The sequence below is a fragment of the Microbacterium sp. LWO14-1.2 genome (genome assembly GCF_038397715.1).
In the GTDB taxonomy this organism is placed as follows: domain Bacteria; phylum Actinomycetota; class Actinomycetes; order Actinomycetales; family Microbacteriaceae; genus Microbacterium.
In genome coordinates this window covers 3300654-3325109 of sequence record NZ_CP151633.1, presented here as the reverse complement: position 1 = coordinate 3325109, position 24456 = coordinate 3300654, and the positions used below count along the sequence as shown (strand labels likewise).

Genomic DNA, 24456 nt, shown 5'->3' with positions numbered 1-24456 from the left:
TTGCCTGTGCACCCCGGATGGGTTCACGTTTTCTTCGACCTGTCCAGATCGAGGCGCATCAGCACCCGGGGAAAACCGTTCAGCACGGAGCCGGTCTCGGCTGCTTTCTCGAAACCTGCACGTTCGAAGAGCGCGCGCGTCCCGACGTAGGCCATCGTCAGGTCGACCTTCTCGCCGCGGTTGTCGACCGGGTATCCCTCGATCGCGGGCGCGCCCCGGTCCCTGGCATACGCGACGGCACCGTCGATGAGGGCGTGCGAGATCCCCCGCTTCCGGTGCCCCGGCCTGACCCGGAAGCACCACAGCGACCAGACGTCGAGGTCGTCGACGTGCGGGATCAGTCGGTTGCGCGCGAAGCTCGTGTCCCGCCTCGGGTGTAGAGCCGCCCAGCCGACGGGCTCGTCGTCGAGGTAGGCGATCACGCCGGGTGGCGGGTCCTGGTGGCACAGCTCGCGCACGCGCTCCGCCCGCGCTGGGCCCTTCAGCGCGAGGCTCTCCTTGCTGCCGACTCGGTAGCTCAGGCAGAAGCACACAGTCGACGTCGGCTTCTTCGGCCCGACGAGCGCGGCCACGTCCTCGAACACCGTGGCCGGCCGCACCTCTATGCTCATGCGGTCATTGTGGCGCACACTTCCGACATCGGTCGTCACTCGGCCTGCACGATCCGCTGATCCGTGTTCGCGTAGGTGATGGAGTCCGCTGTGCTGCCGACGAGACCCATCGTCACATTCAGCAGTCCTGGCTCGATGTCCGTGAGTGGCGGCGGCGTATCGAGTCCGATCGTGAGGGGCTCGCCGCCGAGCGCCGAGGCGCTCACGGATCCGAGATAGACGCTCACGTCGCCGCGCAAGGTCATGGTGTCGGCGGTCGTCACGAGTCCCGGACCCCCGGGAGGGCGGACCGTCAGCGAGAATCCCTCGATCGTGATCGAGTCGGCCGAGATCTTCAGTGCTCGCACTCCGCCGCCGTCCACCGTCGGCACGGTCACGATGGAGATGCCCGAGAGTCCGGTGAACGACAGCGAGGTCGAGCCCAGCGACGCGGGCGTGCCCGTGAAGATCGGCGCGGCATCGTCGACGGGCGCGGGTACCGGGTCGACGGGCGCGGGTGTCTCGGCGGGGTCGAGCGGAAGCAGTGGCTCGGTCGGCAGGCTCGGGTCCTCGGGGTCGGCCGGCGCGGGGCTCTCCGACGGGGCTGCGGGATCCGGCTGCGGCTCGGGATCCGGACAGTAGATGAGAGGGATGCAGAACCCGGCCTGCGGGCGCGGCGCAGCCGCCCCCAGCGTCATGGGAGTCACCGCGAGGGCGATCACCAGCGCGGCGGCGAGCCCGGGGCGACGGGTCACGTCGCCGTCACCTCATCGCCCGACGCAGCACCCACGACCGCCTCGCGCGGCGCCATCCAAGCCACGACGAGCACGCCGCCGACGACCGACAGGAGCATCCCGACGATGAACCCGCCGAGATTGACGCCGATCAGGGAGTAGAGACCCACGGCGAGGGCGATGACCCCGTAGAACACGTGGTGGGCGGGCATGGCGATGGCCAGGATGCCGAGGAGCAGCAGCAGGACCGGGATCACGGTCGCCTGCAGCCCCTCGATCCCGAGCTGCACATGCAGATGGCCGAGATCCAGCTGTCCGGAGAAGAACATCTCCACGCCGCCGAGCGCGACGAGGATGCCGTCGACGAAGGGGCGCTGTCGCCGCCAGGCGCGGAAGCGGCCTGGTGTTGCGACGGTGGTGTCTCCCGAGTCCTGGGTCACGGCATCCGCCCCGTTCAGAAGCATCCCTGCGAGCCGTCCGTGAGCTCGAGCGACATCCCCTTCAGCGTGAAGACCGATGCCTGGGTGCTCCACGCCGTCTGCTGCAGGTCGGTGATCGAGATCGTGTCGGAGTCCTGTGCGAAGTCGCCCGGCGAGCCCTTCGCGTCCGTGGCCACGGTGGACGCGTCGACGCCGATGCGGATGCCGCCGAACGACGCGTCTCCCTTGAGGCCGGTCATCCCGATCTGCAGGTCGCTCGCCGTCGCCGGCTCCCCACCGCCGCCCGCCTTGATCAGCACCCCGACCGTGCCGAGAGGTGTCTCGGTGATCACCGACTGGCAGAGGTCGGTCAGCGTCGCGCTCTTGATGTTCGCGATTGCGACGGTGTGCTCGACGCCCTCGGTGTCGGTCGCGACGCCGGCGTACTGCGAGAAGCCGGTGCCTTCGAGCTGGCTCGCGCCGATCTGGAACTGACTGCCCGACACGGCGAACGAGACGGGCACCGCCCCTTGGGCGACACCTCCGAGCAGCACTCCGGCGATGACCCCCGCCGGCACAGCGGCCAGGGTGATCCGGCCGGCACGCGTGCGGGTCGCGGCGGACAGGACTGTGGACGGCTTCGGGAACTTCATCGATCCTCCTCCTTCGCGCCGACGGCTCCGTCCGCGCGATATACCGATCCTAGGCTCTATTGATTCAGAGTCAATACCCTGTCTGGCTAGGCTTCAGGCATGCCGTCGGAGCCTCGTTCACGCCTCAGTCCTGAAGAGCGTCGCGCCCAGCTGATCGCGATCGGCGTGCAGTTCCTCGTCGACCACCCACTCGACGAACTCACGATCGACGAGCTCGCGGCCCGGGCGGGCGTCTCGAAAGCCCTGATCTTCCACTACTTCGACAGTCGCCAGGGTGTCGAGCGCGCGATCGTCACGACCGCCCGCGACAGCCTGCTCGTGGCGACCGAACCGCGCGCCGACCTGCCGCCCCGCGAGCGCATCCACGACACCCTGCTGCGCATCGCCGGTTTCGTGCGCGACCACAGCGGCACCTTCTCGTCACTGGTCCGCGGCGTCGCGAGCGGCGACCCTGCCGTGCGCGCCATCGTCGACCAATCGCGCGACCTCAACGCGCAACGGCTCCTCGAGGCGTTCCAGGAGCTCGGAGCACCGAACGAGCTTGCGCTGCGGGTCGCGTTCAGAGCCTGGGTCTCGTTCACGGAGGAGGCGCTGCTGGAGCTCGTCGTGGATCGCCGTATCGACGACGAGACAGTGGTCGACTTCCTCGAGAAGACGCTCGACGGCGTCGTCGCCGCCGCCGCTGGCGCGCGCTTCTAGTCGGCGCGCAGCACGTCGAGGGCGTGCTGGAAGTCTGTCGGGTACGCGGACTCGAACTGCACCCACTCCCCCGTGGTCGGGTGAGTGAATCCGAGCCGGTGCGCGTGCAGCCACTGGCGCGTGAGACCCAGGCGCGCAGAGAGGGTCGGGTCGGCTCCGTACAGCGGGTCGCCCACGCACGGATGCCGGTGAGCGGCCATGTGCACGCGGATCTGATGCGTGCGTCCCGTCTCGAGATGGATCTCGAGCAGCGAAGCGCCCGGGAACGCCTCGAGGGTCTCGTAGTGGGTGACAGAGGGCTTGCCGTCGGGGACGACGGCGAATTTCCACGAGTGGTTCGGATGCCGTCCGATCGGCGCGTCGATCGTGCCGGCGAGCGGATCCGGATGACCCTGGACGACCGCGTGGTAGATCTTCTCCACGGTCCGTTCCTTGAAGGCGCGTTTCAGAGCCGCGTACGCCGTCTCCGTCTTCGCGACGACCATGAGTCCGCTGGTGCCGACGTCGAGACGATGCACGACGCCCTGCCGCTCCGGTGCGCCGCTCGTGGCGACGCGGAATCCCGCAGCCGCCAAGGCGCCGACCACGGTCGGGCCGTCCCAGCCGAGCGACGGGTGGGCGGCGACGCCGGTCGGTTTGTCGACCACGACGATGTCATCGTCGTCGTAGACGATGCCGAGCTCGGGAACCGCGATCGGCACGATGCGCGGCTCCTCCTTCGGCTGCCATTCGACCTCGAGCCAACCGCCGCCGCGAAGGCGGTCCGACTTGTCGAGCGTCGTGCCGTCGAGACGCACGCCACCGGCCGCGGCCACATCGGCTGCGAATGTGCGCGAGAAGCCCAGCATCTTCGCCAGCGCCGCATCGACGCGCACGCCGTCCAGCCCGTCGGGGACGGGAAGGGTCCGGAACTCCACGATCAGCGCCCGTCAACGGTCGGGGTGCCGGAGGACCGCTCCACGGTGTCGTCCGCGGTGTCGCCGGCCGTGTCGCGGGAGGAAGCCGAGGAGGCCGCCCTGTCGTGCTCGACGGCATCGGCGACAGCCACGGCCTCTGCCTCCTCCTCCGTCTCGACGACCGCATGGTCGCGCTCGCGCGACCCGTCGAATCGCAGACCGAACACCACGAGCAGCGCCACGGAGATCATGCCCGTGACGATGAAGATGTCGGCGACGTTGAAGATCGCGGGCATCATCCACGGCATCGAGATCATGTCGACCACGTGTCCCATGGGGAATCCGGGATCGCGGAAGAGGCGGTCGGTGAGGTTGCCGAGCACGCCACCCAGCAGGCCGCCGAGAACGACGGCCCAGAGACGCGAACGGAGGCCGAAGGCCTTCCACACGATCACGGCGGCGACGACCGCGAGGGCGATCGTGAAGATCCACGTGACGTCCGAGCCCAGCGAGAAGGCAGCGCCGGGGTTGCGGACGTAGTACAGCTGAAGGAACTCCCCCAGTACGGGCACCGGCTCCTGCAGGGGCAGGTTCTCGATGGTGAGGTACTTCACAAACTGATCGGCGGCCAGCACGACCACTGCGAGAATCGCAACGATCGCGCCGGCCGCCGAACGACGAAGAGGACGGCGTCCTGGCAAGAGGACGACCTACAGTCCGATCGCGGAGACCGGGGTCGAGTCCGTCGACGCCGACTTCTCATCGAGGTCGCGGAGCTGGCCCTCGATGTAGCCGCGCAGCTGCGAACGGTAGTCGCGCTCGAAGTTGCGGAGCTCGGTGATCCGGGCTTCGAGCGTGTTGCGCTCGCGCTCGAGACGTGCGGACTCCTCGCGCTGCTTGGCCTCGGCCTCGGTGCGGATGCGGTTGACCTCGCCCTCCGCCTCGGCGATGAGCTGGGCGCGCTTGGCCTCTCCCTCGGCGACGTGCTCGTCGTGCAGACGCTGGGCGAGCTCGATGATGCCGGCAGTGGCGGTCGCGGAACCCGACGGAGCAGGCTCGGCGGGGGTCTCGACGGGACCCGGAGCGGCAGGCGCCTCAGCGGCCGGAGCGGCAGCGGTGGCCGGAGCCGCGCCCGACTCGTATGCGGCCAGCTTGGCCTTGAGCTCTGCGTTCTCCTCGAGGGCCTTGCGCCACTCGATGACGATCTCGTCGAGGAAGTCGTCGACCTCGTCCGGGTCGAAGCCGTCCTTGAAGCGGACGTGCTGGAACTGCTTGGTGACGACGTCATCCGGGGTAAGTGCCATGGTGGCTCCTTCGATGAGTTCGGTTGCCAGTTTCGAGAATGGCGCGGTCGTGATGTGGCGCGAACCCGGGGCGCGCACCTGGGAGCCAAGCATAGTCCCCGAGTCTGTCCGCCGCGACGCCGCGACACCCGGACTCGAGAACTCTCGGCGGTCTCAGCGGAAGATGCCCACGATGTTCATGAGGATCAGCACGATGAGGATGGTCAGCGAGAATCCGAAGTCCAGAGACAGCGACCCGATTCGCAGAGGCGGGATGATCCGCCGGAAGAACCGGATGGGCGGATCGGTGATCGTGTAGACGACCTCAGCGGCCACCAGGCCAGCGCCCTTGGGACGCCACTCGCGGTTGAACATCGGGATGTAGTCGAGGATCAACCGCGCGAAGAGGACGAGGAGGTACAGCAGCAGCGCCGTGTGGACGATGCTCGCGAAGACGGAGACGAGCCCCACGGGTTACGACTGGTCGAAGCCCGCGGACTCTGCGTCCGCGTGCGCGATGCCCCCGTGACCCGAGACGTTGATGTTCTCCGGCGAGAGGAGGAACACCTTCGAGGTCACGCGCTCGATGCGGCCGTAGAGGCCCAGGGAGAGACCGGAGGCGAAGTCGATCAGACGGCGCGCGTCTGCATCGCTCATCTGAGAGAGGTTGATGATGACCGGCACGCCCTCGCGGAAGCTCTCGGCGATGAGCTGCGCATCGCGGTACTGCTTGGGGTGCACGGTGAGGATCTCGTTCACTGCCCCTCCTGCGGGCTGTCGCACCGCGACGGGACGACGCAGCGGGGTGATCGGGGCGGGGGCGGGCTCGTCGCGCTCGCGGTCACGCTCTCGGTGGGCACGGGCCGGAGCGTGCTGCTCCTCCTCGTAGACCTCTTCCTCGTCGGCGAGGCCGAGATACACCATGGTCTTCTTCAGCGGGTTACCCATCGTGTCCTCCGGTTCGAACGTGTCGGGCTGGTCTGGTTAGAGGTTAACCCCGGTCGGGGCGGGGTCCTGTGATTGCGGAGCCGATCCGAAGGTGTGTCGCACCCGCGGAGATCGCCTCGACGAAGTCGCCGGTCATCCCGGCGGAGATCCATGTCGCCTCGGGCTCGACCGTGCGCACGTCGTCGGAGATCGCACGCAGACGCGCGAAGGCCGGGGCCGGGTCCTCGTCGAGGGGTGCGACGGCCATCACCCCGCGCAGTCGCAGGCTGGGCAGGGTGAGCACGTGCTCGGCCAGGGCCCGCGCCGCCTCGGGGGCGACGCCTCCGCGCCCTGGGTCGTCGGTGAGGTTCACCTGCACCAGGACATCGAGGATGGCGTCATCCTCCGCGGCCCTGTGCAGGGCGTCGGCAAGACGTTCACGATCGACGGAGTGCACGGCGTCCGCGCTCCGTCTGATCGCCGCCGCCTTGTTCGTCTGCGCCTGACCGATGAAGTGCCATCGCACGTCGAGGTCGTCGAGCTCCGCGGTCTTCGCCGAGAGCTCCTGCTGACGGTTCTCCCCCACGTCGCCGACGCCGAGAGCCGCCAACTCCCGCACGAGCGATGCGGGGTGGAACTTGGTGACGACGATCCGCGTGATCTCCTGCGGGTCGCGCCCGGCCAGGCGCGCGGCGTCGGCGATCCGCTCATCGATCGCCGACAGCCGTGCGGCCAGGTCGGTCACTTCAGGAATTCGGGGATGTCGATGTCGTCGTCGGCGAACGCCGGCTCGATGCTCGTCGCGGTGACGCGCTGCGGAGCGGGCTCGTTCTTCTCGGTCGACTCGGATGCCGCGGGCGCGCTCTCCTCGTCGTTCGAGAGCGTCACCTCGGGCAGCGTGCTGGCCGCAGCCGGCCGCGTGACCACCATCGGGTCGAGGCGCAGCGAGGGCTCGCCGCCATCGAATCCGGCCGCGATCACCGTGACGCGCACCTCGTCGCCGAGGGTGTCGTCGATGACCGTGCCGAAGATGATGTTCGCCTCGGGGTGCGCGGCCTCCTTCACGAGGTCGGCGGCGTCGTGGATCTCGAAGATGCCGAGGTTCGACCCACCCTGGATCGACAGCAGCACGCCGTGCGCTCCCTCGATGCTCGCCTCGAGCAGCGGGGACTCGACCGCGAGTTCGGCGGCCTTGATCGCCCGATCGGCGCCGCGCGCGGATCCGATGCCCATGAGCGCGGAGCCCGCGCCCTGCATGACGGACTTCACGTCGGCGAAGTCGAGGTTGATGAGACCGGGGGTGGTGATGAGGTCGGTGATGCCCTGCACACCGGCGAGGAGCACCTGGTCGGCCGTGGCGAACGCCTCGATCATCGAGATGCCGCGGTCGCTGATCTCCAGCAGTCGGTCGTTCGGCACCACGATGAGGGTGTCGACCTCTTCCTTCAGCTTGGAGACGCCGGCCTCGGCCTGGCTCTGGCGACGACGGCCCTCGAAGGAGAACGGCTTGGTGACGACACCGATGGTCAGAGCGCCGATCGACTTCGCGATGCGGGCGACCACGGGGGCGCCGCCGGTTCCGGTTCCGCCTCCCTCGCCAGCGGTGACGAAGACCATGTCGGCACCGGTGAGCGCCTGCTCGATCTCCTCGGCGTGGTCTTCTGCGGCGCGGCGGCCGACCTCGGGGTCGGCGCCGGCGCCGAGTCCGCGCGTGAGCTCGCGGCCCACGTCGAGCTTGACGTCGGCGTCGCTCATGAGGAGCGCCTGGGCATCGGTGTTCACGGCGATGAACTCGACTCCGCGGAGACCGAGTTCGATCATGCGGTTGACGGCGTTGACGCCGCCACCGCCGACGCCGACGACCTTGATCACGGCGAGGTAGTTCTGGTTCTGGCTCATGGCCGGCCTCCGAATAATCGAGCCTGTCTGATGGAGAGTCGCCACCGCCGGGTTGAACCTTAAACCTCAACTAGAGGTGTAAAGTATTTCCCGGCAATGGTTTCTCTTGTTCGAAGGTAAGCGCCGCACAGGCGCGCGCACGCGAAGACACGGGCGTGTCGTGTGTTTGCCGACCGAACTCAGCCGACGACGACCGCGTGCGGCGAGGTGACGTCGATAGAGGACGCGCCGGGAACGCCGATCAGCGTCTTCGCGAGGGCCTCGCTTTTCAGAGGCGAATTCTCGGAGTTCCCCCACACGATCGTCAGGCCGGTGCTGAGCGTCAGCGTGACGTCGTCGGGCGTCGTCGCCGTGACGTTGGTGAGCGTCGCGCGCAGATCCGCCGGCACCGAGCGCACCACGAGGCCCGCGGACTCGAACGCCGCGGAGTCGGTTCCACCCGCGATGTCGAGGAGCGGCTGACCCGCCGGCTGATCGGAGGTCGTGGCCAGCGCCACGCCCGCGGCATCCACCAGCGTGTATCCCGCCTCGGAGCGGATGACTCCCACGGGGGTGCGCTCGACGATGCGCACCGTGAGGTCGTGCGGCGGCTTCGCCTCGAGCGCGTAGGTCTCGATGAGCGGGAAGGCGAGCAGCGACGCCTTGACCTCGCTGGAATCGACGAGCGCCAGCGGGGTGCCGATCTGCCCCGCGAGCGCAGCCTCGAGCGTGGCCGGGTCGAGCGTCGTCGCGCCGACCACGGTGATCTTCTCCACCGCGAACAACGGGCTGTACGCGGCCGCGACGCTCCCGCCCACGAGGAGGATCGCGGCTCCGATCGCACTCAGCCAGACGATGCTCCGTCGACGCGACCGCTGGGTGAACCGCCGGATCTCCGCGCGGAGCGCCTTCCGACGTGCTCGCGCGGCACGCCAGACGTCGCGCGCCGACATCTCGCGGTCGTCGTCGACGGCCTCCGCCGGAGAGAACTCCGTCACCGTCGCTTCCCGCCCGACCGCACCCCGCGCGGAGGCCGGATCGCGCCGACGACGCGCCGATGCATCCTCCGCGGACTCGGCGGCAGGCGTCGGAAGCGAGGGCGGGCGGCGCACGCGCTACTCTCCGGTCGACCGCAGCGACTCGAGCACCTGCGGGATGATCTGGTAGACGTTTCCGCAGCCCAGCGTGATCACGTAATCGCCCTCACGGGCGACGGATGCCGTGTAGTCCGCCGCCTGCTGCCAGTCGGCGACGTAATGCACGTGCGACGGGTCGCGGAACGCACCGCTCACGAGCTCGCCGGTGACTCCGGGGACGGGGTCCTCGCGCGCACCGTACACGTCGAGCATGACCGTGTGATCGGCGTACGTCTCGAGCACGTCGGCGAACTCGCGGAACATGTGCTGGGTCCGCGAGTAGGTGTGCGGCTGCTGGATCGCGATGATGCGACCGTCGCCCGAGATCGACCTCATCGCCTCCAGAGCCGCCCGTACCTCGGTGGGGTGGTGCGAGTAGTCGTCGAAGACCGCGACTCCCCGTTCGACGCCGTGCTTCTCGAGCCGTCGGACGGTACCGGCGAATCCCTCGACGGCTCGTGCCGACTCCTCGAGGCCGAAGCCCAGAGCGCGCAGGACGGCGACGGCTCCCGCCGCGTTGACGGCGTTGTGCACACCAGGCACGGCCAGCTGCAGACGCACGCTCTCGCCGCCGTGCGTGAGGGTCGCGGCCACGGGGCCTGCAGCGACGATGTCGGTGATGCGCAGATCGGACCCCTCGGCCTGGCCGAAGGTCACGACGTTCGGGTGCGACAGACCCGCGCCGACGCGCAGCGCGCCGGCGTCGTCGCTCGAGATGACGACGGCCTCGGTGGCCGCGTCGGCGAAGCGCACGAACGCGTCGTGGAACGCCTCGTCCGATCCGTAGTGGTCGAGGTGGTCGGGGTCGACGTTCGTGATGAGGGCGACCGCGGTGTCGTAGAGGAGGAAGGTCCCGTCGGACTCGTCGGCCTCGATCACGAACAGCTCGCCGGAGCCGGATGCGCTCGACACGCCGAGCTGCTCGATCACGCCGCCGTTCACGAAGTTCGGATCCGCGCCGAGCGCCTGCAGCGCCGTCACGATCATGCCTGTCGACGTCGTCTTGCCGTGCGCACCCGCGACCGACACCAGACGGCGGGAGCCGATCAGCCAGTGCAGCGCCTGCGAGCGGTGGATGACGTGCAGGCCGCGCTCCTTGGCCGTGACGAACTCCGGGTTCTCCGGCCAGATCGCCCCGGTGTGCACGACCGTGTCGGCGTCGCCCAGATGTGCGGCGTCGTGCCCGACATGCACCGTCGCCCCGGCGGCGGCCAGCGCACGCAGGTTGTCGCTGTCGGCACGGTCGCTGCCGGACACGCGGATACCCGCGTCGAGGAACATGCGAGCGAGGCCGCTCATGCCGGACCCGCCGATGCCGATGAAGTGCGCGGAGGAGATCGACTCGGGGATCGGGAGAGAGAGGTCAGGTCTGATCATGTCGGATTCAGTCTACTTTTCCGGTCGGACGGAGCGGCGCAGGACGACACCGGTCACACGGAGGCGAGGGCGCGGTCGACGAGCGCGATGACGTTCTCGGTGCCGCTGCGGGTCCCGACGTTCGAGGCAGCCGCCGACATCGCGGCGAGGCGATCGGAGTCGCCCAGGAGCGGGACGACGATCCGCCGCACGGCGTCGCCGTCGAACGTCGCGTCGTCGAGCAGCTTCGCAGCGCCGGCGGCGACCGCGGTGGCGGCGTTGAGGCGCTGCTCGCCGTTGCCGACCGAGTAGGGCACGTACAGAGCGGGGATGCCGAGGGCGCTGATCTCGCTGACCGTGGCGGCTCCGGAGCGCGACACGATGAGATCCGCCAGCGCGAACGCGAGGTCCATGCGGTCGACGTACCGCACGAGCGCATACCCCGGGACGCCGGGGTCGGCGAGGTCGCTGCGCTCCCCCGTGACGTGCAGCAGCTGCCATCCCGCCGCGAGGACATCGCCCCACGAATCGGCCAGAGCGTCGTTGAGGCGCTGGGCGCCGAGCGATCCGCCGAAGACGAGCAGCACGGGGCGCGCGGCGTCCAAACCGAAGTGCGCGGCGGCCTCATCACGCGCCGCTGCGCGATCGAGCTCGATGACCTCCCGGCGCAGCGGCATGCCGACCACCTCGCCTCCGCGCAGCGGCGTGCCGGCGAAGGCCAGACCGGTCGCGGCTGCGCGACGAGCGCCGAGCACGTTCGCGAGGCCGGGGCGCGCGTTGGCCTCGTGCACGACGAAGGGGATCCCCTCGCGGCGCGCCGCCACGTAGGCCGGCGCCGAGGCGTAGCCGCCGAATCCGACGACGACGTCGACGCCGTGCGCGCGGATGTGGTCTCGCACCTGAGCGACCGCCCGACGGAACCGCATCGGGAACCGCGCCGCCTGCGCGTTGGGACGCCTCGGGAACGGCACCTTGTCGACGATGAGGAGTTCGTACCCGCGGGCCGGCACCAGTCGGGACTCCAGCCCCTCCGCCGTGCCGAGCACCAGCACGGAGGCCTCCGCGTCGCGGGAACGCAGTCCGTCGGCGACGGCGAGCAGGGGATTGACATGACCGGCGGTTCCCCCGCCGGCGAGAAGGTACGTGGTCACCGTGAGACCCTACCCCGCCCGGCCGAGGGCGCCCGCTCAGCCGGGCGAGCCTCGGCGGCGGGGATCGTCCTGGCGAAGGCGAGGAGCACACCGCAGGCGATGAGCACGGCGAGCAGCGCCGTGCCTCCCTGCGACATGAAGGGCAGTGGCACGCCCATGACCGGGAACACGCCGATCACGACGCCGATGTTCAGCACGGCCTGCCCGGTGATCCAGACCGTGACGCCGCCCGCCGCGATGCGGATGAACGGGTCGGAGGTCTTGCGGATGATGTGGAAGGCGCCGACCGTGAAGAGCGTGAACAGCGCGAGCACGACCACGCAGCCGATGAGCCCGAGCTCCTCCCCCACGATCGCGAAGATGAAGTCGTTGCCCGCGGCGGGGAGCCAGCCGTACTTCTCCTGCGAGTTGCCGAGGCCGACGCCGAAGACGCCGCCCGAGGCCATGCCCCAGATGCCGTGGATCGACTGGTAGCAGTCGCCCGTGTAGGCGGACATGTCGGAGCACGTCGCGGTGATGCGCCGCATCCGGTCGGGGCTGGTCACGGCCAGGGCGATCACCGAGGCGATGCCGAGCAGCACCGGGAGGATGAAGAGCCGCAGCTTCACCCCCGAGAAGAACAGGCAGCCCAGGAGGACGAGCACGAGCACCATGGCGGTACCCAGGTCCTTGCCGGCGAGGACGGTGCCGATCGCGAGCGCGCCCACGGGCACCACCGGGATGAAGACCTGGTGCCACGTGCCGAGCATCGTCTGCTTGCGCATGAGCACGTAGCCGATCCACAGCGCGAGCGCGAGCTTGAGGAACTCGGACGGCTGCAGGGTGAAGCCGGCGATCTTGATCCAGTTCCGGTTACCGCCGTCCTCGATGCCGAGGGGCGTGAAGACGAGCAGCTGCAGGGCTATCGCGCCGAACAGCGCCGGCCAGGCCATGCGCTTGAGGAAGCGGACCGGCATCCGCGAGATGAGGAACATCAACGGAACCCCGAGCACCGCGAACACGCCCTGGCGCAGAGCGCCGTCCATCGGGTTCTCTCCGCGCGAGACCGCTGTCGCGCTGGTCGCGGACAGCACCATCACGAGACCGAAGATCGTCAGCAGCAGCGCCGCTGATGCGATCATCAGGAACTCTGTCGACAGCGGTGTGAAGCGGCGCCCCAACGAGACGCGCGCGGCGAGGCCCCGCGAGGAGCCGGGCTCAGAGCGCGGGGGGCGTGCGACCTGTGTCATCGGCGCTCCCCCGGTCGATCCAGTCCTGCACCGCTTCGGCGAAGCGGCGGCCGCGATCCGCGTAGCTCGTGAACTGATCGAAGGATGCCGCAGCGGGAGCCAGGAGTACCGTGCCCTCGCCGTCGACGATCCCCGCAGCGATCTCCACGACGCGGTTCATGACCTCACCAGTCTCGCCAGCATCCACCTCGAACACCGGCACCGCGGGCGCGTGTCGCTGGAATGCCGTCACGACCTCCGAGCGCTCGACGCCGATGACGACCGCAGCGCGAGCCGTCGTGCCTGCCGTCGCCACGAGGTCGGCGATGTCCACGCCCTTGAGGTCTCCCCCGACGACCCACACGGCGCCGGGGTACGCGCGCAGCGACGAGGCCGCTGCGTGCGGGTTGGTCGCCTTCGAGTCGTCGACCCAGGTGATCCCGAGGTGACGGGCGACGACCTGGATCCGGTGGGCATCGAGACGGAAGCTCTGCAGCGCGTCGTGAATCGCCTCGGGGGCGACGTCGAGCGACCGCGCGAGCGCACTCGCCGCGAGGATGTTCTGCACGATGTGCGGAGCGGCCAACCCGGCGGTCTCGAGATCGGCGACCGTCGTGAGCTCGAGCGCACTCCGCGCGCGATCGTCGAGGAAGGCGCGGTCGACCAGGAGGCCCTCGACGACGCCGAGGTCGCTGGGACCGGGGATGCCGAGATCGAACCCGATCGCGCGTGCCCCCTCGACCACCTCGGCGTCCTCCACCATCAGGCGGGTCGCGTCGTCGGCCTTGTTGTACACGCAGGCGACGCGGGTGTTGCGATAGACGAGCGCCTTCGCGTCGCGGTAGGCGCGTGCGCTGCCGTGCCAGACGAGGTGGTCGTCGGCCAGGTTCAGGCAGACGGACGAATACGGGTACAGCTCGCCCTCCGGCTCGGCAAGGCCGAGATACCACAGCTGGTGGCTGGAGAGCTCGACGACCAGCACGTCGAAACCGGACGGGTCGCGCACGGCATCGAGCACCGGCACTCCGATGTTGCCGCACGGAGCCGCGCGCAGCCCGCCCTCGACGAGGAGGCTCGCCGTGAGCTGGGTCGTCGTGGTCTTGCCGTTCGTCCCCGTGATGAGCACCCAGTCGGCCGGCGTTCCGTCATCGCGCACGACCTTGTCGCGCACCCGCCAGGCCAGCTCGACATCGCCCCACAGCGCGATGCCGGATTCCTGCACCCACCGGATCACGGGATGCGAGGGCGCGAACCCGGGCGAGGCGATCACGACCTCCGCGCCGAAGTCGACCAGCGTCTGCGGCACGTCGCTCAGCGGACCGAGCTCCAGCCGCGCTCCGACGACGGGGACGAGCTTCGCATACTCCTCCTCCGCCGACTCACTGAGAACGAGGACCTCTGCGCCGAGCTCGGTGAGGGTGTCCGCGACCGAGAAGCCCGTCATCGAGAGGCCGAGCACCGCGACGCGGAGACCCGCCCAGTCGGCGTTCCAACTGGTGAGCGACGCGAGGCGCGATTCACCCGACACGGGTCAGCCATTCCACGTAGAACAGTCCGACCGCCGAGACGGCGAGGAGCCCGGCGATGATCCACATGCGCACGACGATCGTGACCTCCGACCAGCCGCGCATCTCGAGGTGGTGGTGGAACGGGCTCATGAGGAACAGCCGCTTTCCACGGGTGATCTTGAAGTACGCGCGCTGCAGGATGACGGAGCCCGAGGCGAGAACGAACACGCCGGCGATCACGAGCAGCAGCAGCTCGGTGCGCGTGAGGATCGCCATGGCGGTGATGACACCGCCGATGGCCATCGAGCCCACGTCGCCCATGAACACCTTGGCCTTGGGGGCGTTCCACCACAGGAAGCCGATGAGGCTCGCAGCGAAGGACGCAGCGACGATGGCGAGACTGAAGGGGTCGCGGACCTCGTAGCATCCGCCGATCGCGGCCTTCTCCACGCCCTCGCCGACGCAGGACTGCTTGAACTGCCAGAAGGCGATGAGGCTGTACGCACCTACGACGATCACACCGGCGCCGGCGGCGAGTCCGTCGAGTCCGTCGGTGAGGTTCACGCTGTTCGAGGTGGCGACGCCGATCACAGAGATCCACAGCAGGTACAGCACCCAGCCGACGACGACCGTGAACGCGAACAGGTTCAGCCAGGGGATGTCGCGGAACAGCGAGATCGATCCCGACGCGGGCGTCTGGTCGAACTTGTTCGGGAAGTTCAGCGCGACGATGCCGAACGGGATCATCACGATCAGCTGCCCGATGATCTTGCGCCATCCGGACAGACCGAGGCTGCGCTGACTGCGCACCTTCATGTAGTCGTCGATGAATCCGACGGCGCCGAAACCGACCATCAGCCAGATCACGAGGATCGCCGACAGCGCAGGCGTGCCACCGCCGACGAGGACGCCCGTGAAGTACCCCACCATCGTGCCGGCGATGAAGATCACACCGCCCATGGTCGGCGTGCCGCGCTTCGCCTCGTGGCTCGGGTTCTCGAGCGCCTCGGGGGTGCGGATGACCTGACCCCATCCCCACTTGCGGAAGAGCCGGAGGAAGACGGGAGTCAGGAAGAGTGTGAAGGCGAGCGAGATGGCCGCCGCCATGATGAGTGACCTCACGAGAACAATTCTCCCAGACGATCACCGAGATGCCGGAGCCCTACCGAGTTGGAGGACTTCACGAGCACGCGGTCGCCGTCGCGGAGCTCCTCGCGCAGATAGTCGAAAGCCGCGTCCTGGTCGGGGAAGAAGACGGCTTCGCTGTCCCATGACCCCTCGCCGATCGCGGAGATGTAGAGCCGGCGCGCCTCGGGCCCGACGACCACGATGCGCTGGATGTTGAGTCGCACGGCGAGCAGGCCGATGCGGTCGTGCTCCTCGCCGGCTGTCTCGCCGAGCTCGCTCATGGCACCCAGCACGGCCACCGTGCGCTCATCGGGGCCGGTGATCTGCGCGAGCGTGCGCAGGGCGGCCGCCATCGAGTCGGGACTCGCGTTGTAGGCGTCGTTGATGATGCGGACGCGGTCATTGCCCAGCGGCTGCATGCGCCAGCGCTCCGCGATCTCCACGGTCTCGAGTCGCTCGACGGCATCCGCCGTGGAGACGCCGAGCACGCCGGCGGCGGCGATGGCCGCGAGGGCGTTGTTGATGTGGTGGGCTCCGAGGACGCGGAGGTGCAGCGGCACGCGGGCACCGGCCGCCTCGATCACGCACGACGTTCCGGATGCCGTCACCTCCAGGCTCTCCGCCCGCACCTGCGCGGCGGACCCCTGGCCGAAGCCGACGACGGTCATCCCCCGCGACTCGGCGAGCTCGCGCATCGCCGCGACACGCGGGTCGTCGAGGTTCAGCACGGCCGTGCCGGTGCGTGCGGCGGCCGACACGAGCTCGGACTTCGCCTTCGCGGTGGCCTCGATGCCGCCGAAGCCGCCCGCGTGGGCCATGCCGACCATGAGCACGACCACCACGTCGGGTTCGACGAGGCCGGCCAGGCGGGCGATGCTCCCGGGAGCGTCGGCTCCGAACTCGCTGACCAGGAAGCGGGTGTCCTCCGTGACGCGCAGCATCGTGACGGGCGCGCCGACCTCGTTGTTGTACGAGGCGATGGGAGCGACGGTGGCCCCCTCCTCCGACAGGATCCGCGCCAGGAAGTTCTTGGTCGTGGTCTTGCCGTTCGAGCCGGTGATGCCGACGATCTTGAGCGAGCCGCCTGCACGCACCCGTGCGACGACCTCTCGGGCGAGGTCCGCCAGCGCGCGCACCGCGTCCGGAACGACGATCTGCGTGATCTCCTCGTCGACAGGGCGCTCGACGATCGCGAGGGCGGCGCCGGACGCGGCAGCGGAACCGACGAAGTTGTGGCCGTCGGTCGATGCGCCGGGCTTCGCGACGAAGATCGAGCCCGGGCCCATGTTCCGCGAGTCGGTGTCGACGACGCCGTCCACCACGGTCTCGGCCGTGGCTTCTCCGGCGAGCCGCAGGTCACCCCCCAGGACGGCGGCGATCTCGGCAAGCGACAGGGCGATCATGACATCTCCAGGCGCGAGGCGCGCCGATCATTCGAATTTGGGAAGCAGTGCGTCCATCGGGGTGGAGGACGGCATCACGCGGTACGTCTTCATGGTCTGCGTCATCGCCTTCTGGAAGGCCGACGCGGTCGCCGCGGATGATGTAACTCTAGTCGGCTCGTCCAGAGTGACGACGACGACGTACTGCGGATCGTCGACGGGCGCGAAGCCCACCATGCTCGTGTAGTACACACCCTGCTTGTAGCCGCCGTTGCCGTCCGGGATCTGTGCGGTACCGGTCTTGCTGGTCACTCGGTAGCCGGGCACCTGGATGCGCTCGGCGTTGCCGCCCTGCACAGCGACGTTCTCGAGCATCCGCGTGAGATCGGCCGCCGTCTGCGGCTGGATGATCTGCTCGCGGCTCGGGGCGTCGGGGGTCACGACCGTGCCGTCCGGCGCCGTGCAGGACTCGACGAGGGAGAGTCCGATCTTCTCCCCGCCGTTCGCGATCGCCTGGTATGCACCAGCGAGCTGCGGGGCGGTCACCGTGAAGTACTGGCCGAACGTGGTCGTGTACAGCGACTGGTTGTCCCACTGATTCGTGGGGTGCAGGAGACCGGACGCCTCGTCGGGGAATCCCACGGTCGTCTCGCCGACACCGAAGCGCTGCAGATAGTCGTAGCGCACGTCGGGGCTCACCATGGTGCCGAACTTCGACAGGGCCACGTTCGACGAGTCGATGAGCGCGCCGGCGAGCGTGTACTGGAACGTCGGATGCACGAACGCGTCGTTGATCACGGCGCCGTTCGGGAACTTCTCCTTGGAGGATGCCGAGACGGTCGGGCTCGTCATCGTGACGCCGCCGTTCTCCATGACCGCTGCCGCGGTGACGGCCTTGAACGTGGATCCCGGCTCGAACGGGTAGGTGAAGAGCTTGCTGCCCCAGGTGTCGGAGCTCGAGGCGTCGAGGTCGTTCGGGTCCATGGTCGGCCACTCGGCCGCGGCGCGGATCTTGCCCGTCGCCACCTCGACCACCGTGACCGTGCCGCCCTTGGCGCCCTGCGCCTGAGCCTCTTCCGCGATCATCTGCTGCATGTACCACTGCAGGTCGCTGTTGATCGTCAGCTGCACGGTGCCGCCGTCCACGGCATCCGTGCGACTCTCGCTGCCGGGGATGATGACGCCGTCCTTGCCGGTGCGGTAGCTCTCTTCGCCGTTCGTCGGTGCGAGGCACTGGTCGTCCATCTTCTCGATGCCGGCCTGCGCCGAGCCGCTGCCGTCGAGGAACCCGACGATGTTGCCCGCGACGGCGCCGTTCGGGTACACCCGGGTCTCGCGCTCTTCGAAGTGCAGGTACTTGACGCCGTCCGCCTTGAGCTCCTTCAGCTGGATGTACTGCTCGGCGTTGAGACCCGTCTTCACCTGGTACCACTGCGACTCGGGGTTCGCGGCGTGCTGCGCCTCGACTCCGGTGCGGAGCGCTTCTGCATCCACCCCGGTGATCTCGGCGATCCTCTGTGCGGCTTCCGCCCACGGGATCTTCGGCGGATTCTTCTCGTCCGTCTCGAGCAGGTTCATGACCTTCGGGTCGACGTTGGCGTCGTACACGGCCACGCTCTCGGCGAGCACGCTGCCGTTCGAGTCGACGATCGCTCCGCGGTCGCCGTAGATCGGCGTGCCGTGTGCGATGAACTCGAGCGACTGCGACACGTGCTCGTCGGCACGGACGATCTGGATGTCGACGAGGCGCACGATGAACGCGGCGAGGATCGACAGGATCACGGCCAGAGCGACGACCGTGCGTCGCCGCGGCGTCCGGGTGGCTCGTGTCGTCATGGACTCTCTCCGTCAGATCGTGGTCGTGGGTTCAGCGCGTCGTGGGGCTGGGGAGGCCGTCGGTGATCGCCGGCGGCAGCTCCTGCTGCGTCTGCCCGGCCGTGGCGTCGGCGGCGTCGTCCGTCGTCGTCTCGGCGACCGGAGCCTGGAGCAGCGCGTTCCCGACCGCACCGGCTCCGTTCGGGTCGATCGTCGACATGCCGCCGGCGCCCGTCCCCTGACCGAAGACGGCACCGTCGCTGAGACGCAGGTACGAGGGGGTGCCTGCCACGACCATTCCCAGCGATGCCGCACCGGTCGCCAGCGCCTGCGGGGAGCTGAGACCCGTGAGGTCCTCCTGCAGCGCGTCGGTGCGGAGGTCGAGATCGTGCTGCTGCGAGGTGAGGCTGGCGAGCAGGAACGAGTCCTGCGTGATGGCGAGCGACAGTCCGATCTGCGCGGCACCGATCGCCATGGCACCGGCGAGGGCGACGAGCGCGTACGCCAGCTTCGGCTTGCGCCGCTTGGGCGTGCCGGTGACGGGCTGGAGCTGCCGACGCGGCGCGCGTGCCGGCGCCTCCTTCTCGACGGTCCGTGGCGCCCGGGCTGCTGCGGTGAGGCTCATGCGTCACGTACCTTCTCCGCGGCACGCAGGCGCACGGGGATCGCGCGGGGGTTGCGTGCCCGCTCGTCGTCATCGGCCAGTTCCGCGCCGCGGGTGATGATGCGGAAGCGCGGTGCGTGCTCGGGCAGTTCCACGGGAAGGCCCTTCGGAGCCGTGGAGGCGGCGCCCGCCGCGAACGCCTGCTTCACGAGCCGGTCCTCGAGGGACTGGTACGACATCACGACGATCCGACCTCCGACGGCGAGGGAGTCCATGGCCGAGGGGATGGCGTCCGCCAGCACGCTGAGCTCGGTGTTGACCTCGATCCGCAGTGCTTGGAAGACGCGCTTCGCGGGGTGACCGGCACGCTGCGCTGCGGCGGGTGTCGCGGCGATGAGGATCTCGACGAGCTCGCCCGATCGCGTGATCGGCTTCTGCTGACGAGCCTCGATGATGAAGCGGGCATAGCGCCCGGCGAGCTTCTCCTCGCCGTAACGCTCGAAGATCCGACGCAGATTGCCTTCGCTGTAGGTCGCGACGACCTCGGCGGCCGTCACTCCCTTGGTCTGGTCCATCCGCATGTCGAGCGGGGCATCCTTCGAGTACGCGAAACCGCGATCGGCCTCGTCGAGCTGCAGCGAGGAGACGCCGAGGTCGAACAGGATGCCTGAGGCGCCCTGCGCGTGGAGCCCGATCTCGTCGTACACGGTGTGGACGAGGGTGATGCGATCGCGGAAGCGCGCGAGGCGCTCCCCCGCGATGCGCAGGGCGTCGGTGTCGCGGTCGAGTCCGACGAGCCGGATGTTCGGGAACCGCTCCAGGAGCGCCTCGGAGTGCCCTCCCATGCCGAGAGTGGCATCGACGAGGATCGCCCCGTCGCGCTGGAGGGCGGGGGCGAGCAACTCGATGCAGCGCTCGAGCAGGACCGGGGTGTGGATGTCGCGGAGGTTCATGATCTTTCTCGGGTGACCTCTGTCTCGGAGACCAGGGCCCTGATCCCCCTCCGCTTCTCGACCCGGCACCGGGGAAGTGTGTCGGGGCGGGAGCGGCGGGGCATCACAGCCGTGGTCAGAACAGTCCCGGAATCACCTCCTGCTCCAGGTCGGCGTAGGACTCCTCGCCGGCGGCGAGGTAGGCGTTCCAGCTCTCGGCATCCCAGATCTCGGCGTGGGCGCCGACTCCGGTGACGATGAGCTCCTTCTGCAGGCCCGCGTACTGGCGGAGGTGCGCGGGGATGGTGATGCGGTTCTGACTGTCGGGCATCTCCGCACTGGCTCCGGAGAGGAACAGGCGCATGAAGTCGCGCGCCTGCTTGTTGGCGAGCGGCGCCTGACGGATCCGCTCGTGCATCGCCTCGAACTCGGCCGTGCTGAAGACGTAGAGGCAGCGCTCCTGGCCACGCGTGACGACAATGCCGCCACCGAGGTCTTCGCGGAACTTCGCAGGGAGGATGACCCGCCCTTTGTCGTCCAGCTTCGGAGAGTGCGTACCCAGCAGCATCGGCCATCACCCCCTCTTCGTCCGGCCAACTTCGAGGTGCGCCCCACTTTACTCCACTTTCCTCCACAAACCTATGACGAATTGTCCGGAGAGGGCGCGAGAGCAGGCAGGACCCTCAGGGCACGACGGCGGAGCCCCGGAATGGCGCGGATGTCGGTGAGTGGAGGACGGTGGAGGCCAGGTGGAGGGAATTCCCACGACAGCACCCGGAGACGACGAAGGCCCGGATGCTCAGAGCATCCGGGCCTTCGAGAAGAAGAGGAGGTCAGCGACCGTCTTGGCGGCGATCCCAGCGGTCGTTCATACGATCCATGAAGGAGGCCGATCCGCGCGCCTGCTTGGGGGCGCGTTCCGTGGGGGTCGACGATGCCGTGCGTCGCACGGGCGTCACGGCGAGCATCACGCCGCCGAGCATCGCGGCGAACCCGATGACCCCGACGACGACACCCCACACGTCACCGAGGATGACGCCGACGATCAACCCGCCCACACCGGCGAGGAGCAGGAGCGCTCCGTACACGAGATTGCGATAGCTGAGTGCTCGGTCGCCTGACGGCGCACTCACGACATCGGCGTCATTGTGGAGGAGATGGCGCTCCATCTCATCGAGCAGACGCTGCTCCTGTTCGGAGAGTGGCATTTCGTCCCCCTCGGGTATGGTCTCCTCATTCTACGCGCGGTATGAGGTCGCGGGCTAGTGAAGAGCCCCCTCATTGGCTTTACGTATGCTGGGAGTCGTGCCGACCCCCTCCCTCGTGCCCGATGCGGTGGCCGCCCGCCTGCAGCTGTTCCTCGACCGGATGCGCGCGGAGGCGGTCGCCTACGGACCGGATGCCGCCGCCCTCGTCGAATCCGGCGCAGACACCCTCGTCGGCGGCAAGCGACTGCGCGCGCGCTTCTGCCATGCCGGGTGGCGGTCGGTGGCTCGCCAGCGCGACCGCGCTGCGGCTGAGCACGATGCGCTGTGGGACGTCTGCGCCGCACTGGAGATCTTCCAGTCCGCCGCCCTCGTGCACGACGACATCATCGACAATTCGGACACCCGTCGCGGACGCCCGGCAGCGCATCGTGCGCTCGAGGCGTCTCATCGCGACGCAGGATGGACCGGCGACGCCGCCGCATTCGGCCGTTCGTCCGCGATCCTCCTCGGCGACCTGCTCGTCGCCTGGAGCGACGACCTGTTCGAGGATGCCGTCGACTCCCTCCCCCACGCGGGCACCGTCCGCCGAGAGTACGCGCGGATGCGGCGGGACGTCACGGTCGGTCAGTTCCTCGACATCGCCGAAGAGTCCGCCTGGAGCGTGAACGCCACCGAGTCGCACGTCGAACGCGCGCTGCGGGTGGTGTCGCTGAAATCGGCGAGGTACAGCATCGAGCAGCCGCTCGTGCTGGGCGCGGCGGTCGCCGAGGCCGATGCGGAGCAGCTGCGCGCCCTGCGTCGGTTCGGGCACCCCGTGGGCATGGCCTTCCAGCTGCGCGACGACGTGCTCGGGGTGTTCGGCGATGCGGCCGTCACCGGCAAGCCCGCCGGAGACGATCTCCGTGAGGGAAAGCGCACGGTCCTCGTCGCGCTCACGCGGCAGACTCTCGACAACTCGGCGCGCAACCTGTTCGACGAGATGCTCGGCGACCCCGAGCTCACGCCCGAGCAGATCGGCTTCCTGCAGGCGACCATCGCCGAGTCGGGTGCTCTCGATCGGGTGGAGTCGATGATCGACGACTACGCGAAAGAGGCCGACCGCGCGCTCTCGGGCGCTCGCCTCGACAACGCAGCCGTCGGAGACCTGCGCGATCTCGCCCGCGCAGCGACCGTGCGCGCAGCCTGAACCCGGATCCGGCGACCTCACACCGCCGATCGATCAGGCGAGGGTGCGCGCGATGCGACGGACCTCGCTCTTGTGGCCGGCGAGCAGCGCGGCGATCGGCGAGCGGCCCAGCGTCTCCTCGTCGGCGAGCAGCCAGTCGACGACCTCGTCGTCGGTGAAGCCCGCGTCCTGCAGTGCGATGACGGTCCCGCGCAGGGACGAGAGCGGGTGGCCGTCGACAATGAAGACGGACGGCACCGCGAAGACGCCCGATCGACGCGACCCGATGAGGTAGTGCTCGTCGATGAGGCGACGGACGCGGCCGAGCGGCTCACCGAGCACTTCGACCAGGTCGGGCATCGTCAGCCACTCGGTCGGGGTGGCGCCGTTCTCGGGAAGGTGGTTCTCAGACTGCTCAGACACGCTGTTCACTATCTCATCTCCTCGGATCGATCGCTCGCGCCCCGCCTGAATCACTTCCGTCACATGCGTCACTTCTGTTGACTTCTGTTTACTCGCGTGTCAGCGTAGGCAGACGCCGAACAAGGGGGAAGCCTTGAGACAGCCACTCGCACGCCGTCGCGCTCGATACCTGCAGATCGGAGTGCCCGCCGCGGTCATCGGATCCCTCACCGGTCCCCTCGCGGTCGTCCCGGCCCAGGCCGACACCACCGCTCCGATCGAACGGATGCAGGCGGGCCCCGGCCGGATCGTCCCCGCGACCACGACTCCCGCCAGCTATGTGGTGCAACCCGGCGACACGGTCTCGTCGATCGCCCGACAGTTCGGCCTCCGCACGGTCGATGTCCTCGCCTGGAACGGGCTCACCTGGCGGTCGGTGATCTACCCCGGCCAGTCGCTGGCCCTCAGCGGGACGACCGCCGCCCCTGCGGCTCCGGTCTCGGTCACCGCCGCGCCCGCGGGCGCCTCTCACGTCGTGGTCAGCGGTGACACGGTCTTCGGCATCGCGCAGAAGTACGGCACCACGGTCGACGCCGTGCTCGCGGCCAACGGTCTCACCCGCGCCTCGGTCATCTATCCGGGCCAGACGCTGTCGGTCTCCGGCGCCGCTGCTCCCGCCCCCGCCGTCGCGGCCCCCGTGGCTCCGCCTCCCGCGGCCGCGGCGCAGACGCACGTCGTGGCCGCGGGAGACACGCTGTTCGGCATCGCCCAGAAATACGGCACGACGACGGCCGCGCTGTTCGCCCTCAACGGCCTGTCGTCGGGGTCGATCATCTATCCCGGGCAGAGCATCGCCGTCGGCGGAGCGCCGGTCGCTGCCCCGGCGGCGGCCCCCGCACCGGCCCCGACCGCTCCGTCGCAGTCCTTCGCCTCCCTCGACGCGGAGCAGGCCGGCAACGCGGCCCTCATCATCCGCATCGGCCGGCAGCTCGGCGTCTCGGATCGCGCGATCGCGATCGGACTCGCGACCGCGATGGTCGAGTCGAGCATGCGCAACCTCTCGTGGGGCGACCGCGACTCGCTCGGGCTCTTCCAGCAGCGACCGAGCACCGGGTGGGGCTCGGCGGAGCAGATCCTCGATGCCGACCGCAGCACGCGCGTGTTCTTCGGCGGGGCCGGCGACCCCAACGGTCAGTCCACCCGCGGCCTGCTCGACATCCCCGGGTGGGAGTCGATGCGCTTCACCGATGCCGCGCAGGCCGTTCAGATCTCCGCCTACCCCGAGCGCTACGGGCTGTGGGAGACGCAGGCGTACCAATGGCTCGCGCAGTACGGATGACCGGGTTCCGGGCAAACGTGCAGGAGCAGAGGGCGAGCCGTTC

At 69.2% G+C, this 24456-nt stretch carries 26 protein-coding genes and 1 pseudogene; 3 read left to right on the top strand and 24 right to left on the bottom strand.

What is annotated here, in order from left to right; genetic code table 11:
• Positions 1-23 precede the first annotated feature (23 nt).
• From MRBLWO14_RS16015 to MRBLWO14_RS16000, 4 genes are read right to left on the bottom strand one after another with little or no spacing between them, the layout of a single operon-like run.
• The gene (locus tag MRBLWO14_RS16015; protein WP_341934078.1) at positions 24-611 is read right to left on the bottom strand and encodes a GNAT family N-acetyltransferase; all 588 of its coding nucleotides are present in this window, start codon (positions 609-611) and stop codon (positions 24-26) included.
• A gap of 35 nt (positions 612-646) precedes the next feature.
• Entirely contained in the window at positions 647-1345 is a 699-nt protein-coding gene (locus MRBLWO14_RS16010; protein WP_341934077.1) for a hypothetical protein, read from the bottom strand.
• On the bottom strand, positions 1342-1788 hold the full coding sequence (locus MRBLWO14_RS16005) for a DUF6114 domain-containing protein (RefSeq protein ID WP_341934076.1): 447 nt from the start codon (positions 1786-1788) through the stop codon (positions 1342-1344). The genes MRBLWO14_RS16010 and MRBLWO14_RS16005 overlap by 4 nt, the downstream gene beginning before the upstream one ends.
• Complete coding sequence (locus tag MRBLWO14_RS16000; RefSeq protein ID WP_341934075.1) at positions 1779-2396, bottom strand: DUF6230 family protein; 618 nt, start codon at positions 2394-2396, stop codon at positions 1779-1781. Before MRBLWO14_RS16000 ends, MRBLWO14_RS16005 begins: the two co-directional genes overlap by 10 nt.
• 99 nt (positions 2397-2495) lie before the next feature.
• On the opposite strand from MRBLWO14_RS16000, the gene MRBLWO14_RS15995 reads away from it, so the two are divergent.
• Positions 2496-3095: a TetR/AcrR family transcriptional regulator gene (locus tag MRBLWO14_RS15995; protein ID WP_341934074.1), complete on the top strand. Its 600-nt coding sequence runs from the start codon at positions 2496-2498 to the stop codon at positions 3093-3095.
• Here the strand turns inward: MRBLWO14_RS15995 and MRBLWO14_RS15990 are convergent.
• From MRBLWO14_RS15990 to MRBLWO14_RS15900, 19 genes and pseudogenes are all read right to left on the bottom strand, one after another.
• Positions 3092-4012: an RluA family pseudouridine synthase gene (locus MRBLWO14_RS15990; protein ID WP_341934073.1), complete on the bottom strand. Its 921-nt coding sequence runs from the start codon at positions 4010-4012 to the stop codon at positions 3092-3094. The two genes, MRBLWO14_RS15995 and MRBLWO14_RS15990, sit on opposite strands and share 4 nt — an antisense overlap.
• Before the next feature lie 2 nt (positions 4013-4014).
• Positions 4015-4650, bottom strand: coding sequence for a signal peptidase II (lspA, locus tag MRBLWO14_RS15985; protein ID WP_341936221.1), 636 nt, complete (start codon positions 4648-4650; stop codon positions 4015-4017).
• Positions 4651-4701: 51 nt separating this feature from the next.
• Entirely contained in the window at positions 4702-5295 is a 594-nt protein-coding gene (locus MRBLWO14_RS15980; protein WP_341934072.1) for a DivIVA domain-containing protein, read from the bottom strand.
• 153 nt (positions 5296-5448) lie between these two features.
• A complete protein-coding gene (locus MRBLWO14_RS15975) occupies positions 5449-5745 on the bottom strand; it encodes a YggT family protein (protein ID WP_341934071.1) in 297 nt (98 codons plus the stop codon).
• Positions 5746-5748: 3 nt separating this feature from the next.
• On the bottom strand, positions 5749-6222 hold the full coding sequence (gene sepF, locus MRBLWO14_RS15970) for a cell division protein SepF (RefSeq protein ID WP_341934070.1): 474 nt from the start codon (positions 6220-6222) through the stop codon (positions 5749-5751).
• A gap of 43 nt (positions 6223-6265) precedes the next feature.
• Positions 6266-6946: a YggS family pyridoxal phosphate-dependent enzyme gene (locus MRBLWO14_RS15965; protein ID WP_341934069.1), complete on the bottom strand. Its 681-nt coding sequence runs from the start codon at positions 6944-6946 to the stop codon at positions 6266-6268.
• Positions 6943-8100: a cell division protein FtsZ gene (ftsZ, locus tag MRBLWO14_RS15960; protein WP_341934068.1), complete on the bottom strand. Its 1158-nt coding sequence runs from the start codon at positions 8098-8100 to the stop codon at positions 6943-6945. The genes MRBLWO14_RS15965 and ftsZ overlap by 4 nt, the downstream gene beginning before the upstream one ends.
• A 179-nt stretch (positions 8101-8279) precedes the next feature.
• Entirely contained in the window at positions 8280-9077 is a 798-nt protein-coding gene (locus tag MRBLWO14_RS15955; protein WP_341936220.1) for an FtsQ-type POTRA domain-containing protein, read from the bottom strand.
• Between the two features lie 39 nt (positions 9078-9116).
• Positions 9117-10592 (bottom strand): annotated as a pseudogene (gene murC, locus MRBLWO14_RS15950) (UDP-N-acetylmuramate--L-alanine ligase); the annotation flags it as partial.
• 53 nt (positions 10593-10645) lie between these two features.
• The gene (locus tag MRBLWO14_RS15945; RefSeq protein ID WP_341934067.1) at positions 10646-11722 is read right to left on the bottom strand and encodes a UDP-N-acetylglucosamine--N-acetylmuramyl-(pentapeptide) pyrophosphoryl-undecaprenol N-acetylglucosamine transferase; all 1077 of its coding nucleotides are present in this window, start codon (positions 11720-11722) and stop codon (positions 10646-10648) included.
• Positions 11719-12843, bottom strand: coding sequence for a putative lipid II flippase FtsW (gene ftsW / locus MRBLWO14_RS15940; protein WP_341934066.1), 1125 nt, complete (start codon positions 12841-12843; stop codon positions 11719-11721). Before ftsW ends, MRBLWO14_RS15945 begins: the two co-directional genes overlap by 4 nt.
• A gap of 76 nt (positions 12844-12919) precedes the next feature.
• Entirely contained in the window at positions 12920-14458 is a 1539-nt protein-coding gene (gene murD, locus MRBLWO14_RS15935; RefSeq protein ID WP_341934065.1) for a UDP-N-acetylmuramoyl-L-alanine--D-glutamate ligase, read from the bottom strand.
• The gene (mraY, locus tag MRBLWO14_RS15930) at positions 14448-15560 is read right to left on the bottom strand and encodes a phospho-N-acetylmuramoyl-pentapeptide-transferase (RefSeq protein ID WP_096715675.1); all 1113 of its coding nucleotides are present in this window, start codon (positions 15558-15560) and stop codon (positions 14448-14450) included. The genes murD and mraY overlap by 11 nt, the downstream gene beginning before the upstream one ends.
• Positions 15557-16969 (bottom strand): UDP-N-acetylmuramoyl-tripeptide--D-alanyl-D-alanine ligase, encoded by a 1413-nt coding sequence (murF, locus tag MRBLWO14_RS15925; RefSeq protein WP_341934064.1) that lies wholly within the window; start codon positions 16967-16969, stop codon positions 15557-15559. The genes mraY and murF overlap by 4 nt, the downstream gene beginning before the upstream one ends.
• A 27-nt stretch (positions 16970-16996) precedes the next feature.
• Entirely contained in the window at positions 16997-18784 is a 1788-nt protein-coding gene (locus tag MRBLWO14_RS15920; protein ID WP_341934063.1) for a penicillin-binding protein 2, read from the bottom strand.
• A gap of 31 nt (positions 18785-18815) precedes the next feature.
• On the bottom strand, positions 18816-19388 hold the full coding sequence (locus MRBLWO14_RS15915) for a hypothetical protein (protein WP_341934062.1): 573 nt from the start codon (positions 19386-19388) through the stop codon (positions 18816-18818).
• On the bottom strand, positions 19385-20320 hold the full coding sequence (gene rsmH / locus MRBLWO14_RS15910) for a 16S rRNA (cytosine(1402)-N(4))-methyltransferase RsmH (RefSeq protein ID WP_341934061.1): 936 nt from the start codon (positions 20318-20320) through the stop codon (positions 19385-19387). The genes MRBLWO14_RS15915 and rsmH overlap by 4 nt, the downstream gene beginning before the upstream one ends.
• Before the next feature lie 115 nt (positions 20321-20435).
• Positions 20436-20867, bottom strand: a complete 432-nt coding sequence (gene mraZ, locus MRBLWO14_RS15905; RefSeq protein ID WP_067120554.1) for a division/cell wall cluster transcriptional repressor MraZ — start codon at positions 20865-20867, stop codon at positions 20436-20438.
• Between the two features lie 265 nt (positions 20868-21132).
• A complete protein-coding gene (locus MRBLWO14_RS15900; RefSeq protein WP_341934060.1) occupies positions 21133-21507 on the bottom strand; it encodes a DUF3040 domain-containing protein in 375 nt (124 codons plus the stop codon).
• Positions 21508-21604: 97 nt separating this feature from the next.
• On the opposite strand from MRBLWO14_RS15900, the gene MRBLWO14_RS15895 reads away from it, so the two are divergent.
• On the top strand, positions 21605-22693 hold the full coding sequence (locus tag MRBLWO14_RS15895) for a polyprenyl synthetase family protein (RefSeq protein WP_341934059.1): 1089 nt from the start codon (positions 21605-21607) through the stop codon (positions 22691-22693).
• A gap of 33 nt (positions 22694-22726) precedes the next feature.
• On the opposite strand, the gene MRBLWO14_RS15890 is transcribed toward MRBLWO14_RS15895, so the two are convergent.
• Positions 22727-23095 carry an Rv2175c family DNA-binding protein gene (locus MRBLWO14_RS15890; RefSeq protein ID WP_341934058.1) on the bottom strand — a complete coding sequence of 123 codons (369 nt, stop codon included), beginning with the start codon at positions 23093-23095 and terminating at the stop codon, positions 22727-22729.
• Between the two features lie 133 nt (positions 23096-23228).
• Between MRBLWO14_RS15890 and MRBLWO14_RS15885 the strand changes: the two genes are divergently transcribed.
• Positions 23229-24413: a LysM peptidoglycan-binding domain-containing protein gene (locus tag MRBLWO14_RS15885; protein WP_341934057.1), complete on the top strand. Its 1185-nt coding sequence runs from the start codon at positions 23229-23231 to the stop codon at positions 24411-24413.
• Positions 24414-24456 lie beyond the last annotated feature (43 nt).